Origin of the sequence: Pseudomonas sp. ARP3 (genome assembly GCF_001029595.1) — a bacterium.
GTDB lineage: Bacteria > Pseudomonadota > Gammaproteobacteria > Pseudomonadales > Pseudomonadaceae > Aquipseudomonas > Aquipseudomonas rhodesiae.
In genome coordinates this window covers 225,483-238,970 of sequence record NZ_LEKF01000004.1, presented here as the reverse complement: position 1 = coordinate 238,970, position 13,488 = coordinate 225,483, and the positions used below count along the sequence as shown (strand labels likewise).

Genomic DNA, 13,488 nt, shown 5'->3' with positions numbered 1-13,488 from the left:
CTTCGGTGGCGCTCTATGACTGAGGGCCTGCCGGGAATCAGGTGCCAAGGTTATCGCTATTCGTGGGCTTGCGCACACCAGCCGCAGGCAAAGCGCTGGCCTATTTTTTCACTGCGTTGCTGCGGGTCCAGTACCCAGGCGCGGGATTGCCAAGGCGGCTGGTGGCGCAGGTGCTGGGTGTGGCCGCAGGACAGCTCGGCCACCCAGTGCGCGCTGTCGTCCTGATGGAACGCGACGATGTAGGATGCCGTTGATCGGCCCCGTCCGTCCGGGTTCTGTTCGCTTTCGGGCAAATCCTTGTTTAGACTTGTCCGTTCTTCATTCTTATGCAAAAGGTCTCGCCCCATGACGATCGCCGCTAACAAGGCTGTCTCCATCGACTATACCCTCACCAACGACGCTGGTGAGGTCATCGACAGCTCAGCCGGCGGCGCGCCGCTGGTCTACCTGCATGGCGCAGGCAACATCATTCCTGGCCTGGAAAAGGCCCTGGAAGGCAAAGTAGTTGGTGATGAGCTGACCGTTGCCGTGGAACCTGAAGATGCCTACGGCGAATATTCCGCCGAACTGGTCAGCACCCTGAGCCGCAGCATGTTCGAAGGTGTTGATGAGTTGGAAGTGGGCATGCAGTTCCACGCTTCGGCGCCGGACGGCCAAATGCAGATCGTCACTATCCGTGACCTGGACGGCGACGACGTTACCGTCGACGGCAACCATCCCCTGGCTGGCCAGCGCCTGAACTTTCAAGTGAAGATCGTTGCCATCCGCGACGCTTCCCAGGAAGAAGTGGCCCACGGCCACGTCCACGGTGAAGGCGGTCATCACCATTGATCGTGGTTTGATCAATAGGTAGCAAAACGCCCCGACTGGTTCGGGGCGTTTTTTTGCCTGCATTTTTTGGTTGACCGGTTTCCAGTGGTGAGCGGGCTTTTTGTGGTGAGCGGGCTTGCCCCGCGCCGGGGCGCGAAGCGGCCCTAAAACCTGAGATTGGGTTCTGTCTGGAGGAACGCGTTGAATGTATTGGGGCTGCTGCGCAGCCCAGCGCGGGGCAAGCCCGCTCACCACAAAAAAGCCGCACATCCCGCAGGGGGGGATTTTCAGGCCCCAACAAAAATGCCCCGGACCTTTCGGTACGGGGCATTTCTTAACTGTTACGCAACCTGGGTTGCGTTGCAGTCGTTACCACTTAGGCTGCTGCAGCAACGCTCAGAGCCTTGATGTGGCCATTCAGGCGGCTCTTATGACGAGCGGCCTTGTTCTTGTGGATGATGCCTTTATCGGCCATACGGTCGATAACTGGCACAGCCAGAACGTAAGCAGCTTGAGCTTTTTCAGCGTCTTTGGTGTCGATGGCTTTAACTACATTCTTGATGTAGGTACGAACCATGGAACGCAGGCTGGCGTTGTGGCTGCGACGCTTCTCAGCCTGTTTTGCACGTTTTTTGGCGGAAGGTGTGTTGGCCACCGTCGAGCTCCTCGAAAGACTTTTTAGGAAATAGCAAACAAAATAGGCCGCGAATCATGCCGATGACTTGATGGGTTGTCAAGGGCGGCTGATGCGAACTGCTGAGCGGTCGATCTGAAGAGGCGGGTGATTTATTTCCGGCGCTTGACCTGTAAACTCGCGAGCTTTGGCTCTGTGCTGTTGCAGGCGCGCAGTATCGCATAAGTAGGCGCACAGTTCGCCTGCTCTTTATCTATAGGCGCAAACTCTTTCGATGAATCTGCTCAAATCGCTGGCCGCCGTCAGCTCTATCACGATGATTTCCCGGGTTCTGGGGTTTGTGCGTGACACCCTGCTAGCGCGCATCTTTGGCGCCAGTATGGCCACGGATGCCTTCTTTATCGCCTTCAAATTGCCCAACCTGCTGCGGCGTATCTTCGCCGAGGGCGCCTTTTCACAGGCGTTCGTGCCGATTCTGGCGGAGTACAAGACCCAGCAGGGCGAAGAAGCGACGCGTACTTTTATCGCCTATGTTTCCGGGCTGCTCACCCTGGTACTGATGCTGGTGACTGCCCTGGGCATGCTGGCCGCTCCCTGGGTGATCTGGGCCACGGCGCCCGGCTTTGCCAATACCCCGGAAAAATTTGCGCTGACCACCGACCTGTTGCGCGTGACCTTTCCTTATATATTGCTGATCTCCCTGTCGTCCCTGGCCGGGGCGATCCTCAATACCTGGAACCGTTTCTCGGTGCCGGCCTTCGTGCCGACCCTGCTGAACGTGAGCATGATCATCTTTGCGCTGTTCCTCACGCCGTACTTCGATCCGCCGGTGATGGCGCTGGGCTGGGCGGTGCTGGCCGGCGGCCTGGCGCAATTGCTTTACCAACTGCCGCATTTGAAGAAGATCGGCATGCTGGTACTGCCGCGCCTGAACCTCAAGGACACCGGTGTTTGGCGTGTCATGCGCAATATGTTGCCGGCGATCCTTGGTGTATCGGTCAGTCAGATCTCGCTGATCATCAATACTGCGTTCGCCTCCCTGCTGGTGTCCGGCTCGGTGTCGTGGATGTACTACGCCGACCGCCTGATGGAATTGCCTTCCGGGGTGCTGGGGGTGGCGCTCGGCACGATCTTGCTGCCGACCCTGGCGCGCACCTACGCCAGTAAGGATCGCCAGGAGTATTCGCGCATTCTCGATTGGGGCTTGCGCCTGTGCTTTGTGCTGGTGCTGCCCTGTTCACTGGCGCTGGGGATTCTGGCCGAGCCGTTGACGGTCTCGTTGTTCCAATATGGTCAGTTCGACGCCCATGACGCCCAGATGACCCAACACGCGCTGATCGCCTACTCCGTCGGCCTGCTCGGCATCATCGTGATCAAAGTGCTGGCGCCGGGCTTCTATGCTCAGCAGAACATCCGCACGCCGGTGAAAATCGCAATCTTCACCCTGATCGTCACGCAACTGCTCAACTTGCTGTTTATCGGCCCGCTGGCCCATGCCGGCTTGGCCTTGGCAATCAGTGCCGGCGCCTGCATCAATGCCGGCCTGCTGTTCTATCAACTGCGCAAGCAGCAGATGTTTCAGCCGCAGCCGGGCTGGGGGATATTCGCGATCAAATTGCTGGTGGCGGTAGGGGCGATGTCCGCCGTGCTGCTTGGCTTGATGCACATAATGCCCGCCTGGGATCAGGGCCATATGCTGGAGCGCTTTATGCGACTGGGTGTACTGGTGATCGCTGGTGTGGTGGTGTACTTCGGAATGTTGCTGCTGCAAGGTTTCCGGCTGCGGGATTTCAATCGCAAGTCACTGAATTAGAGAGTTTGCCGCGATAAAACCGGTGTTTTATCGATTCGACCCATTTGGCCTGCGCTGTTGCCTGTCGTCCGGGGCAGTGTGTGGTTATAATCGACCACTTTATGAGCAAGAAGCGCGTTATGCAGCTGGTTCGAGGTCTCCACAACCTGCGCCCCCAGCATCGGGGCTGCGTCGCCACTATTGGCAACTTTGACGGTGTTCACCGTGGCCACCAGGCTATCCTGGCCAGGCTGCGCGAGCGTGCGGTCGAGTTGGGCGTGCCCAGCTGCGTGGTGATTTTTGAGCCCCAGCCGCGGGAGTTTTTCTCCCCTGAGACCGCGCCAGCTCGCCTGGCACGCCTGCGCGATAAACTGCAATTGCTGGCCGAAGAAGGTGTGGACCGCGTCCTCTGCCTGGCCTTCAACCAGCGTTTGCAAAGCCTCAGTGCCGCCGAGTTCGTCGACCGCATCCTGGTCGATGGCCTGGGTGTACAGCACCTGGAGGTCGGTGACGACTTCCGTTTCGGCTGCGATCGCGTCGGCGATTTCGAGTTTCTGCAACAGGCCGGCGTCAGCCAGGGGTTTACCGTCGAAGCTGCGCAAACCGTCGAACTGGATGGCCTGCGCGTGAGCAGTACCCAGGTGCGTAATGCCTTGGCCGCTGCCGACTTCGCGTTGGCCGAGCGTTTGCTCGGTCGCCCGTTCCGCATCGCCGGGCGGGTACTGCACGGCCAGAAGCTGGCGCGCCAATTGGGCACGCCGACTGCCAACGTGCAACTTAAGCGCCGCCGTGTGCCGCTGACCGGGGTTTATCTGGTCAGCGTCGACATCGACGGTCAATCGTGGTCCGGAGTCGCCAACATAGGCGTCAGGCCCACGGTTGCAGGTGATGGCAAGGCCCACCTGGAAGTTCATCTTTTGGATTTTGCCGGTGATCTGTATGACCGGCGTTTGACGGTGGTTTTCCACCAGAAGCTGCGTGAAGAGCAGCGTTTCGCCTCGCTTGAGGCGTTGAAAACGGCGATCAATGCGGATGTCGCCGCCGCCCGTGCACTAGCCGCACCTAGCGCCCATCGCTAACCGAAGAGCCTTAAATGACCGACTATAAAGCCACGCTAAACCTTCCGGACACCGCCTTCCCAATGAAGGCCGGCCTGCCACAGCGCGAACCGCAGATCCTGCAGCGCTGGGACAGTATTGGCCTGTACGGAAAGTTGCGCGAAATTGGCAAGGATCGTCCGAAATTCGTCCTGCACGACGGCCCTCCTTATGCCAATGGCACGATTCATATCGGTCATGCGCTGAACAAGATCCTCAAGGACATGATCATCCGTTCGAAAACCCTTTCGGGTTTCGACGCACCTTATGTTCCAGGTTGGGACTGCCACGGCCTGCCGATCGAACACAAAGTCGAAGTGACCCACGGCAAGAACCTGGGTGCCGACAAGACGCGCGAATTGTGCCGTGCGTACGCTACCGAGCAGATCGAAGGGCAGAAGTCCGAGTTTATCCGCCTGGGCGTGTTGGGCGACTGGGCCAACCCGTACAAAACCATGAACTTCAAGAACGAGGCCGGTGAAATCCGCGCCTTGGCCGAAATCGTCAAGGGCGGTTTCGTGTTCAAGGGCCTCAAGCCCGTGAACTGGTGCTTCGACTGCGGCTCGGCCTTGGCGGAAGCGGAAGTCGAGTACGAGGACAAGAAGTCCTCGACCATCGACGTAGCCTTCCCGATCGCCGACGAGGCCAAGCTGGCCGATGCGTTCGGCCTGGCCAGCCTGGCCAAGCCGGCGGCCATTGTGATCTGGACCACCACCCCGTGGACGATCCCCGCCAACCAGGCGTTGAACGTGCACCCGGAATTCACCTACGCCCTGGTGGACGTCGGTGATCGCCTGCTGGTACTGGCCGAGGAAATGGTCGAGGCCTGCCTGGCGCGCTACGAGTTGCAAGGTTCGGTGATCGCCACCACCACAGGTTCGGCGCTGGAATTGATCAACTTCCGTCATCCGTTCTATGACCGTCTGTCGCCGGTGTACCTGGCCGATTACGTCGAGCTGGGCTCGGGTACGGGCGTGGTTCACTGCTCGCCCGCCTACGGCGTCGACGACTTTGTGATCTGCAAGAAGTACGGCCTGGTCAACGATGACATCATCAATCCAGTGCAAAGCAACGGCGTCTATGTACCGTCGCTGGAGTTCTTCGGTGGCCAATTCATCTTTAAAGCTGACAAGGCCATCATCGACAAGCTGCGCGAAGTTGGCGCGCTTATGCAGACCGCGACTATCCAGCACAGCTACATGCACTGCTGGCGCCACAAGACCCCGCTGATCTACCGCGCCACCGCGCAGTGGTTTATCGGCATGGACAAACAACCGGTTGCCGGCGACACCCTGCGCAATCGTGCTCTCAAGGCCATCGAAGACACCGGCTTTATCCCGGCCTGGGGCCAGGCGCGCCTGCACTCGATGATCGCCAACCGTCCGGACTGGTGCATCTCCCGTCAGCGCAACTGGGGCGTGCCGATCCCGTTCTTCCTCAACAAGGAAAGCGGCGAGCTGCACCCGCGTACCGTCGAACTGATGGAAGAAGTGGCCCGGCGCGTTGAACAGGAAGGCATCGAAGCCTGGTTCAAACTGGACGCCGCCGAGCTGCTGGGCGACGAAGCGCCGCTGTACGACAAGATCAGCGACACACTCGATGTCTGGTTCGACTCGGGCACCACGCACTGGCACGTATTGCGCGGCTCGCATCCGATGGGCCACCAGAGCGGCCCGCGCGCCGACCTGTACCTGGAAGGCTCAGACCAACACCGTGGCTGGTTCCACTCGTCGCTGCTCACCGGTTGCGCCATCGACGACCACGCGCCTTACCGCGAACTGCTGACCCATGGTTTCACCGTCGACGAAAACGGCCGCAAGATGTCCAAGTCCCTGGGCAACGTGATCGCGCCGCAGAAAGTCAACGACACCCTGGGTGCCGACATCATGCGTCTGTGGGTGGCTTCTACCGACTATTCCGGCGAAATGGCCGTGTCGGAGCAGATCCTGCAGCGCAGCGCCGATGCCTACCGCCGTATCCGTAATACCGCACGCTTCCTGCTGTCGAACCTGAGCGGTTTCAACCCGGCCACCGACATCCTGCCGGCCGAAGACATGCTCGCCCTGGACCGTTGGGCCGTGGACCGTACCCTGTTGCTGCAACGCGAGTTGCAGGAACACTACGGCGAATACCGTTTCTGGAACGTCTACTCGAAGATCCACAACTTCTGTGTGCAGGAGTTGGGCGGTTTCTATCTCGACATCATCAAGGACCGCCAGTACACCACCGGCGCCAACAGCAAGGCGCGCCGTTCGGCGCAGACCGCGCTGTACCACATCTCCGAGGCGCTGGTGCGCTGGATCGCACCGATCCTGGCCTTCACCGCCGACGAACTGTGGGAGTACCTGCCAGGCGAGCGTAACGAGTCCGTAATGCTCAACACCTGGTACGAAGGCCTGACCGAATTGCCGGCCGACTTCGAGCTGGGCCGCGAGTATTGGGAAGGTGTGATGGCCGTCAAGGCTGCGGTGAACAAGGAGTTGGAGGTTCAGCGCGCGGCCAAGGCAGTTGGTGGCAACCTGCAAGCCGAAGTTACCCTGTTTGCCGAGGAAGGTCTGACCGCCGACCTGGCCAAACTGAGCAACGAGCTGCGCTTCGTGTTGATCACATCCACCGCGACCCTGGCGCCTTTCGCCCAGGCACCGGCGGATGCCGTGGCGACCGAAGTGCCGGGCCTGAAGCTCAAAGTGGTTAAGTCGGCGTTCGCCAAGTGCGCCCGTTGCTGGCACTGCCGTGAAGATGTCGGTGTGAACCCTCAGCATCCTGAAATCTGCGGTCGCTGCGTCGACAACATCAGCGGTGCCGGTGAGGTTCGCCACTATGCCTAACGCCGGCCGTTTCGGACGTCTGGGCTGGCTTGTCTTGAGTTTGCTGGTCCTGATCATCGACCAGGTCAGCAAGGCTCACTTCGAAAGCTCCCTGGAAATGTTCCAGCAGATCGTGGTGATCCCGGACTACTTCAGCTGGACACTGGCTTACAACACCGGTGCGGCGTTCAGCTTCCTTGCCGACAGTGGCGGTTGGCAGCGTTGGCTGTTTGCCCTGATCGCGGTAGTGGTCAGCGCGGTGCTGGTGGTCTGGCTCAAGCGCCTGGGTCGCGATGACACCTGGCTGGCTGTGGCCTTGGCCCTGGTGTTGGGCGGCGCGTTGGGTAACCTGTACGACCGCATTGCCCTGGGCCATGTGATCGACTTCATCCTGGTGCACTGGCAGAACCGTCATTACTTCCCAGCATTCAACTTTGCCGACAGCGCGATCACCGTCGGTGCAATCATGTTGGCGCTGGATATGTTTAAAAGTAAGAAAACCGGAGAGACCGTCAATGACTGATCAGGTATTGGCTGAGCAACGCATCGGCCAGAACACGGAAGTCACTTTGCATTTCGCACTGCGCCTGGAAAACGGCGACACGGTCGACAGCACGTTCGATAAGGCCCCGGCCACCTTCAAAGTCGGCGACGGCAACCTGCTGCCGGGTTTCGAGGCCGCCTTGTTCGGTTTCAAGGCTGGCGACAAGCGCACCCTGCAGATCCAGCCGGAAAATGCGTTTGGCCAGCCCAATCCGCAGAATGTGCAGATCATCCCGCGTTCGCAGTTCCAGGACATGGAGCTGTCTGAAGGCCTGCTGGTGATTTTCAACGATGCGGCCAATACAGAACTGCCAGGGGTGGTCAAGGCGTTCGATGACGCGCAAGTGACCATCGACTTCAATCACCCGTTGGCCGGTAAAACCTTGACGTTTGATGTGGAAATCATCGACGTTAAAGCTCTTTGATCAACGCCCCGATCTAGAATGTGTGAGGGAGCAATCTCCCTCCCACCTCTGACCTCAATTGTCAGTTCAGCAGCATCAACTCTGACCCAAACGCCAGGCACGAGGCACAGCATGCAAATCAAACTCGCCAACCCCCGTGGCTTCTGTGCCGGTGTGGATCGGGCGATCGAAATCGTCAACCGCGCTCTCGAAGTCTTCGGGCCACCGATCTACGTGCGCCATGAAGTGGTGCATAACAAGTTCGTAGTCGAAGACCTGCGCGCGCGCGGTGCCATCTTTGTCGAGGAACTCGACCAAGTGCCGGACGACGTTATCGTTATTTTCAGTGCTCACGGGGTTTCCCAGGCCGTGCGTAGCGAAGCGGCAGGTCGTGGACTGAAAGTCTTCGATGCAACGTGCCCATTGGTCACCAAAGTCCATATTGAGGTTGCGCGCTATAGCCGCGACGGCCGCGAGTGCATCCTGATCGGTCATGCCGGCCACCCGGAAGTCGAAGGCACCATGGGCCAGTACGACGCCAGCAACGGCGGCGCCATCTACCTGGTTGAGGACGAAAAAGACGTCGCCAATCTGCAAGTGCGCAACCCGGAACGCTTGGCATTCGTGACCCAGACCACTTTATCCATGGACGACACCAGTCGTGTCATCGATGCCTTGCGCACGCGCTTTCCAGCGATCGGCGGGCCGCGTAAGGATGACATCTGCTACGCCACGCAAAATCGCCAGGATGCGGTCAAGCAACTGGCCGATGAATGCGACGTGGTCTTGGTGGTCGGCAGCCCGAACAGCTCCAACTCCAATCGTCTGCGCGAGTTGGCCGAGCGCATGGCGACGCCCGCGTACCTGATCGATGGTGCCGAAGACATGCAGCGCAGTTGGTTCGATGGCGTCGAGCGTATCGGTATCACCGCAGGCGCCTCGGCGCCGGAAGTGCTGGTGCGCGGCGTCATCCAGCAGTTGCACGAATGGGGCGCGACCGGCGCCGATGAGTTGGCTGGGCGCGAGGAGAACATCACTTTTTCCATGCCCAAGGAGCTGCGGGTACGTTCGCTGCTCTGAGTGCCAGGGTGCCGGAATAACTCCGGCACAACGCCTGCTCGACGCTGTCGCTGCGCAGGCTGATACGGCCGCTGGGGGCCAGCACCACTTGGTGTAGGCTCTGTGTCTGGTCCGTGCCACATACATGTAATGTCCCTGCGCGGAACCCTCCGCCGGAAAATACCGGCTCGCCCATCCCGCTGAACCGTACCTGGCTCTTCACCGGCCCGTTACCGACGATGGCTACCCGTCCGGAGTCCTGTCGCTCCAGCAGCACCGGATTGTCCTCATCCAGAGGGCCACGCCCGCTGACATCCACAATCACGCGCCAGCCGTGACTCCAATCATTGTTCAACGCATGAACGACCACCGCCCGGTTTCGCGCGATGGCCTCGGTGCGTGCGAAACGCAGCCCACTCGCCAGGGATTGCGCGGCGCTTTGTTGCTGTTGTGACTCCAGCAACGTCTTGAGTCCGGGCGCTGTGAGATGGGCCAGGATGCCGCTGACGATCAGCCCCAGCAGCAGTTCGATCAGGGTGAAACCTCGTTGTTGCATAGGTTGTCCCTCCGTGGACGCGGTAGATATTTCAGGTGCAGCCAAAGGTATAGCGGCTGGATCTTGGCCTCGGATGATGGCCTTTATGTCCAAAGTATTTCCCTTTGTTCCGGGGACAGCGCGGGCAAAAAACCGACGCTAGTCTTGGGTCGCACAGCAGCTTTTGTCTGCTCTTTTCGGCCCTCGACACGGATGACGACGGTGATGCTTGCTCGCCCGAACATTTTTTTTGCACCTGCTTTATCTCGACGACAAACCGGCACGACCCTTATCGAAGTGTTGGTGGCGGTACTGATTCTCGCCGTGGGCTTGCTGGGCGCGGCGGTGATCCAACTCAACGCGCTTAAGTCCACGGACAGTTCGAGGATGAGCAGTCAGGCCAGCTTTATCGCTTACGACATGCTTGACCGAATCCGCGCCAATGCCGGCGCCGATTACGCATGGAGCCGCTCCGAGCGCGCTCCGGCCAGCACCGCGGGTGCCAGCGTGCGCGACCTGGACCTGCATGATTTTGAGGCCAATATTCTGAGCTTCGCCGGGGAGAGCGCCAAAGGCTCGGTGGCGATCAGTGCCAATGAGGTCACCGTGAGTATCAGTTGGGATGACAGCCGCGGTGCCGGCGCGGTTGGTGCGCGCGAAACGGTCACCCTGACCACTCGCATCGACAGCGATCTGGAGGGTGCACAATGAACCGAAGGTCGCGAGGTTTTACCCTGGTGGAGTTGCTGGTGGCCCTGACCTTGGGGCTGATGCTGGTGCTCGGGGTCAGTCAGGTGGCGATCAGTTCCCGAACGACCCACGCGAGCCAGCAGGCCGCCATGCTGTTGCAGGACGACGCGCGGTTCGCGCTTGGCAAGATGATCCAGGATATTCGTCAAGCCGGCATGTTCGGCTGCCTGGCTACCGCTCATATCGAACAGGCACCGCCGGCATTCGAACGGCCGATCAGTTGGAGCGCCGGCACTGATTCGAAGTCACTGACATTAGTTACCGCCAGCATCGGCGAAGGGAGTGGCAGGCCCGATTGGACAGTATTGTCTGACTGCACAGGTGCCGCCCAGGCCTACACCGGCCTCTCGCCTGCGCCCGGCCCTGGGCAGATTCGATTTGCGATTCGCCAACTCACTTACACCTTCGAGAACGGCCAGTTGAAGATCAGCACGCCGGCCGCACCGGCAAAAGCGGTACTGGTGGATAACGTTCAGGCGTTCGATATCAGTTTCGGCGTTGCCGCCAATGCCTTATCGGCACAGGTGGTGCGCTACGACGCAAGCCCTGCCGACGTGGCGTTGATTCGCAGCGTGCGCGTCCTCATGACGCTGCAAGACCCCTCCGGCCGGGTCAAGGCGCAAACCTACAGCGTCGTGGCGGCGCTACGAAACCGTCTGGGGTAGGGCTGTTATGCAGGGCGTATGGATGACTTATCGGCGGCAGTCAGGCATGGCGCTGCTATTGAGTCTGGTGTTTTTGCTGCTGTTATCGCTGATTGGCCTGTCCTCGATGCAAGGGGTGGTGGCCCAGCAAAAGATGGCCGCCAGTTTTTGGCATCGCAATCAGTCGCTGCAAAGTGCCGAGAGCGGTTTGAGACTCGGAGAGTGGAGCGTGCGGCGTAGTGGTGGGACGTTGCCGCAGTGCCAGTCAATCACCACCTGTGCGCCACCGGATGAGGCGTTTTCGGTGATCGCCGCAGGCACCCACCCGGTTTCAGCGGTGTCCTGGGTTGCCCTCAAAGGTGGGCTTTACGGCGTTCAGTTTCTAGGCATGGGGCGCGGGATCGCGCACTTGCCGCCGAATACAACGGCCGCGCTGTATCGAGTGACGGCAGTCGGCTGGAGCGGTCAGGCGCGCACGGTGCTGGAGAGCGTATATGCCCGGGTAGACGGGGAGGGAGGCCCGCGATTTCGGCGAGTGTCATGGCGACAACTTCTATAGGAGCAATGAGATGGGCATGGACACCCGAGGTTTTACCCTGTTGGAATTACTGATCGGCGTGGTGATCATCGCTCTTCTGGCTGGGATCGTTTACCCCGGTTATACGGCGCAGGTGAAAAAGGCCTACCGCGTACAAATCGTCGGCGTATTGACTGAGCAGGCGCAGCACCTGGAGCGGTTCTATGCGAAGAACGGTACTTTTATTGACGCAAGCGGCGTCAGTGCCGGCGATGATCGCTATAGAATCTCCGTCGCATTGAACCCTCAGGATTTCCGTTTGCTGGCTACGCCTGTGGCTGGCTCGATCATGGACGGCGACGCCTGTGGCGAGTTCAGCCTGACCAGTACCGGCGCACGCAGCAATCCAGGCGCGGCGCCGGAGATGTCACGCCAGGCGTGCTGGGGGCAATGATGCGAATGCTGGATCACTGGGCGTCGGTGGCGCTTGTTCCTTTTTATCGATTGGATCGAATGATGGCTAAGCAAGAGCAAGTGGTGATTGTCGGTGGCGGAGTCATCGGCTTGTTGACGGCGTTCAACCTGGCGACCCAAGGGCAGGCGGTAGTGCTGCTGGAGCGCGCCGGGGTTGGGCAGGAGTCGTCCTGGGCTGGCGGGGGTATCGTTTCGCCGCTGTATCCGTGGCGCTATAGTCCAGCGGTCACCGCGTTGGCGCATTGGTCCCAAGATTTTTACCCGCAATTGGCCGAGCACCTGTTTGTCACCACCGGTGTCGACCCGCAGGTGCATACCACTGGTTTGTACTGGTTGGATCTGGACGATGAGCCCGAAGCGCTGGCCTGGGCTGTCCGCGAGGGACGCCCCTTGAGCAAAGTGGATATATCAGTCGCCCATGATGCTGTTCCGGTGTTGGGGGGTGGGTACTCGCAAGCGATCTTTATGGCCAACGTGGCCAATGTGCGTAACCCGCGCCTGGTCAAATCCCTCAAGGCTGCGCTGTTGGCATTGCCTGGTGTGACGATTCGCGAGCAGTGTGTGGTGACGGGGTTTGCGGTAGAGAACGGCCGTGTGGTGGGGGTGAATACGGCTGAAGGACCGATCCTGGGTAATCAGGTGGTGCTGGCGGCAGGGGCGTGGAGCGGTGATCTGCTCGGTACGCTCGGCTTATCGCTGCCGGTGGAACCGGTCAAAGGTCAGATGATTCTCTACAAGTGTGATTCGAACTTTCTGTCGAGCATGGTCCTCGCCAAGGGCCGTTATGCGATTCCGCGACGGGACGGGCATATTCTGATCGGCAGCACTCTGGAACACGAAGGCTTCGATAAAACGCCCACCGAGACCGCATTGGAAAGCCTGAAGGCTTCTGCTGTCGAGCTGATTCCTGCCCTGGCCCATGCTGAAGTGGTGGGGCACTGGGCCGGTTTGCGGCCGGGGTCGCCGGAAGGTATTCCCTATATAGGCCCGGTGCCTGGGTTCAAAGGTTTATGGCTCAACTGCGGGCATTACCGCAACGGTCTGGTCTTGGCGCCAGCGTCCTGTCAGCTGTTCGCCGACCTGCTGCTAGGCAATAAGCCGATTATTGACCCGGCGCCTTATGCGCCAGAAGGTCGAATCAACGCTGGATAGACTTTGGCCCCTGCTCCAAATGCGCCTGGGTGCAATACCACTCCTGGCGCAGCCGCAAGGCGCGATCCTGCGGCAGGTGCACGCCGCAGTGAGCGCAGCGCACCATCAGCGCGGCATCGGGCTCGTTGGCGCGCTGCTGCTTGGTGGCCGGGCTTTTGAACTTGCGCCAGAACCATACCGCGGCGGCAATAACGGCTATCCAGAACAAAAGACGTAGCATGATGGGCAGTTTCTCGACAAGGAATGGGCCAGTTTAGCCAAGGACGTGGC

The 13,488-nt window shown here is 60.0% G+C and carries 16 protein-coding genes; 12 read left to right on the top strand and 4 right to left on the bottom strand.

Going from position 1 to position 13,488, the window contains the following annotated elements; translation table 11 throughout:
• Positions 1–56 precede the first annotated feature (56 nt).
• Positions 57–347: a DUF3565 domain-containing protein gene (locus tag ABX75_RS07210; RefSeq protein WP_099313219.1), complete on the bottom strand. Its 291-nt coding sequence runs from the start codon at positions 345–347 to the stop codon at positions 57–59.
• On the opposite strand from ABX75_RS07210, the gene ABX75_RS07205 reads away from it, so the two are divergent.
• A complete protein-coding gene (locus ABX75_RS07205) occupies positions 346–831 on the top strand; it encodes a peptidylprolyl isomerase (protein ID WP_040267216.1) in 486 nt (161 codons plus the stop codon). The two genes, ABX75_RS07210 and ABX75_RS07205, sit on opposite strands and share 2 nt — an antisense overlap.
• 355 nt (positions 832–1,186) lie before the next feature.
• Here the strand turns inward: ABX75_RS07205 and rpsT are convergent, their stop codons facing one another.
• Positions 1,187–1,465: a 30S ribosomal protein S20 gene (gene rpsT, locus ABX75_RS07200; RefSeq protein WP_016976313.1), complete on the bottom strand. Its 279-nt coding sequence runs from the start codon at positions 1,463–1,465 to the stop codon at positions 1,187–1,189.
• 253 nt (positions 1,466–1,718) lie between these two features.
• On the opposite strand from rpsT, the gene murJ reads away from it, so the two are divergent.
• The 6 genes from murJ (at position 1,719) to ispH (ending at position 9,167) form a co-directional block, all read left to right on the top strand.
• Positions 1,719–3,257: a murein biosynthesis integral membrane protein MurJ gene (gene murJ, locus ABX75_RS07195; protein WP_034111708.1), complete on the top strand. Its 1,539-nt coding sequence runs from the start codon at positions 1,719–1,721 to the stop codon at positions 3,255–3,257.
• A 119-nt stretch (positions 3,258–3,376) separates the two neighbouring features.
• Positions 3,377–4,315, top strand: a complete 939-nt coding sequence (gene ribF / locus ABX75_RS07190; RefSeq protein WP_034095812.1) for a bifunctional riboflavin kinase/FAD synthetase — start codon at positions 3,377–3,379, stop codon at positions 4,313–4,315.
• Between the two features lie 14 nt (positions 4,316–4,329).
• Positions 4,330–7,161 (top strand): isoleucine--tRNA ligase, encoded by a 2,832-nt coding sequence (gene ileS, locus ABX75_RS07185; protein ID WP_047881675.1) that lies wholly within the window; start codon positions 4,330–4,332, stop codon positions 7,159–7,161.
• Complete coding sequence (gene lspA, locus ABX75_RS07180) at positions 7,154–7,663, top strand: signal peptidase II (RefSeq protein WP_034095814.1); 510 nt, start codon at positions 7,154–7,156, stop codon at positions 7,661–7,663. The genes ileS and lspA overlap by 8 nt, the downstream gene beginning before the upstream one ends.
• A gap of 7 nt (positions 7,664–7,670) precedes the next feature.
• Positions 7,671–8,108, top strand: coding sequence for an FKBP-type peptidyl-prolyl cis-trans isomerase (gene fkpB, locus ABX75_RS07175; RefSeq protein ID WP_169868004.1), 438 nt, complete (start codon positions 7,671–7,673; stop codon positions 8,106–8,108).
• A 111-nt stretch (positions 8,109–8,219) separates the two neighbouring features.
• Entirely contained in the window at positions 8,220–9,167 is a 948-nt protein-coding gene (ispH, locus tag ABX75_RS07170; protein ID WP_034095816.1) for a 4-hydroxy-3-methylbut-2-enyl diphosphate reductase, read from the top strand.
• Here the strand turns inward: ispH and ABX75_RS07165 are convergent.
• Entirely contained in the window at positions 9,121–9,702 is a 582-nt protein-coding gene (locus ABX75_RS07165) for a GspH/FimT family protein (protein WP_047881674.1), read from the bottom strand. The two genes, ispH and ABX75_RS07165, sit on opposite strands and share 47 nt — an antisense overlap.
• Positions 9,703–9,906: 204 nt before the next feature.
• On the opposite strand from ABX75_RS07165, the gene pilV reads away from it, so the two are divergent.
• From pilV to thiO, 5 genes are all read left to right on the top strand, one after another.
• Positions 9,907–10,392, top strand: a complete 486-nt coding sequence (gene pilV, locus ABX75_RS07160; protein ID WP_047881673.1) for a type IV pilus modification protein PilV — start codon at positions 9,907–9,909, stop codon at positions 10,390–10,392.
• Positions 10,389–11,096 (top strand): PilW family protein, encoded by a 708-nt coding sequence (locus ABX75_RS07155; RefSeq protein WP_047881672.1) that lies wholly within the window; start codon positions 10,389–10,391, stop codon positions 11,094–11,096. The genes pilV and ABX75_RS07155 overlap by 4 nt, the downstream gene beginning before the upstream one ends.
• A gap of 46 nt (positions 11,097–11,142) precedes the next feature.
• Positions 11,143–11,634: a PilX N-terminal domain-containing pilus assembly protein gene (locus ABX75_RS07150; RefSeq protein ID WP_047881671.1), complete on the top strand. Its 492-nt coding sequence runs from the start codon at positions 11,143–11,145 to the stop codon at positions 11,632–11,634.
• A gap of 10 nt (positions 11,635–11,644) precedes the next feature.
• Positions 11,645–12,046: a type IV pilin protein gene (locus ABX75_RS07145; RefSeq protein WP_034095820.1), complete on the top strand. Its 402-nt coding sequence runs from the start codon at positions 11,645–11,647 to the stop codon at positions 12,044–12,046.
• Between the two features lie 62 nt (positions 12,047–12,108).
• Entirely contained in the window at positions 12,109–13,218 is a 1,110-nt protein-coding gene (gene thiO, locus ABX75_RS07140) for a glycine oxidase ThiO (protein ID WP_034095821.1), read from the top strand.
• On the opposite strand, the gene ABX75_RS07135 is transcribed toward thiO, so the two are convergent.
• Positions 13,205–13,438 (bottom strand): PP0621 family protein, encoded by a 234-nt coding sequence (locus tag ABX75_RS07135; RefSeq protein WP_034095822.1) that lies wholly within the window; start codon positions 13,436–13,438, stop codon positions 13,205–13,207. The genes thiO and ABX75_RS07135 overlap by 14 nt on opposite strands.
• Between the last annotated feature and the right edge of the window lie 50 nt (positions 13,439–13,488).

What these genes read in the sequence shown, in the direction of transcription:
- ABX75_RS07205 (WP_040267216.1), top strand. Translation starts at nt 346, where the DNA reads ATGACGATCGCCGCTAACAAGGCTGTCTCCATCGACTATACCCTCACC.
- ABX75_RS07210 (WP_099313219.1), bottom strand. Translation starts at nt 347, where the DNA reads ATGGGGCGAGACCTTTTGCATAAGAATGAAGAACGGACAAGTCTAAAC.
- murJ (WP_034111708.1), top strand. Translation starts at nt 1,719, where the DNA reads ATGAATCTGCTCAAATCGCTGGCCGCCGTCAGCTCTATCACGATGATT.
- ribF (WP_034095812.1), top strand. Translation starts at nt 3,377, where the DNA reads ATGCAGCTGGTTCGAGGTCTCCACAACCTGCGCCCCCAGCATCGGGGC.
- ileS (WP_047881675.1), top strand. Translation starts at nt 4,330, where the DNA reads ATGACCGACTATAAAGCCACGCTAAACCTTCCGGACACCGCCTTCCCA.
- lspA (WP_034095814.1), top strand. Translation starts at nt 7,154, where the DNA reads ATGCCTAACGCCGGCCGTTTCGGACGTCTGGGCTGGCTTGTCTTGAGT.
- ispH (WP_034095816.1), top strand. Translation starts at nt 8,220, where the DNA reads ATGCAAATCAAACTCGCCAACCCCCGTGGCTTCTGTGCCGGTGTGGAT.
- ABX75_RS07165 (WP_047881674.1), bottom strand. Translation starts at nt 9,702, where the DNA reads ATGCAACAACGAGGTTTCACCCTGATCGAACTGCTGCTGGGGCTGATC.
- pilV (WP_047881673.1), top strand. Translation starts at nt 9,907, where the DNA reads ATGCTTGCTCGCCCGAACATTTTTTTTGCACCTGCTTTATCTCGACGA.
- ABX75_RS07155 (WP_047881672.1), top strand. Translation starts at nt 10,389, where the DNA reads ATGAACCGAAGGTCGCGAGGTTTTACCCTGGTGGAGTTGCTGGTGGCC.
- ABX75_RS07150 (WP_047881671.1), top strand. Translation starts at nt 11,143, where the DNA reads ATGGCGCTGCTATTGAGTCTGGTGTTTTTGCTGCTGTTATCGCTGATT.
- ABX75_RS07145 (WP_034095820.1), top strand. Translation starts at nt 11,645, where the DNA reads ATGGGCATGGACACCCGAGGTTTTACCCTGTTGGAATTACTGATCGGC.
- thiO (WP_034095821.1), top strand. Translation starts at nt 12,109, where the DNA reads ATGGCTAAGCAAGAGCAAGTGGTGATTGTCGGTGGCGGAGTCATCGGC.
- ABX75_RS07135 (WP_034095822.1), bottom strand. Translation starts at nt 13,438, where the DNA reads ATGCTACGTCTTTTGTTCTGGATAGCCGTTATTGCCGCCGCGGTATGG.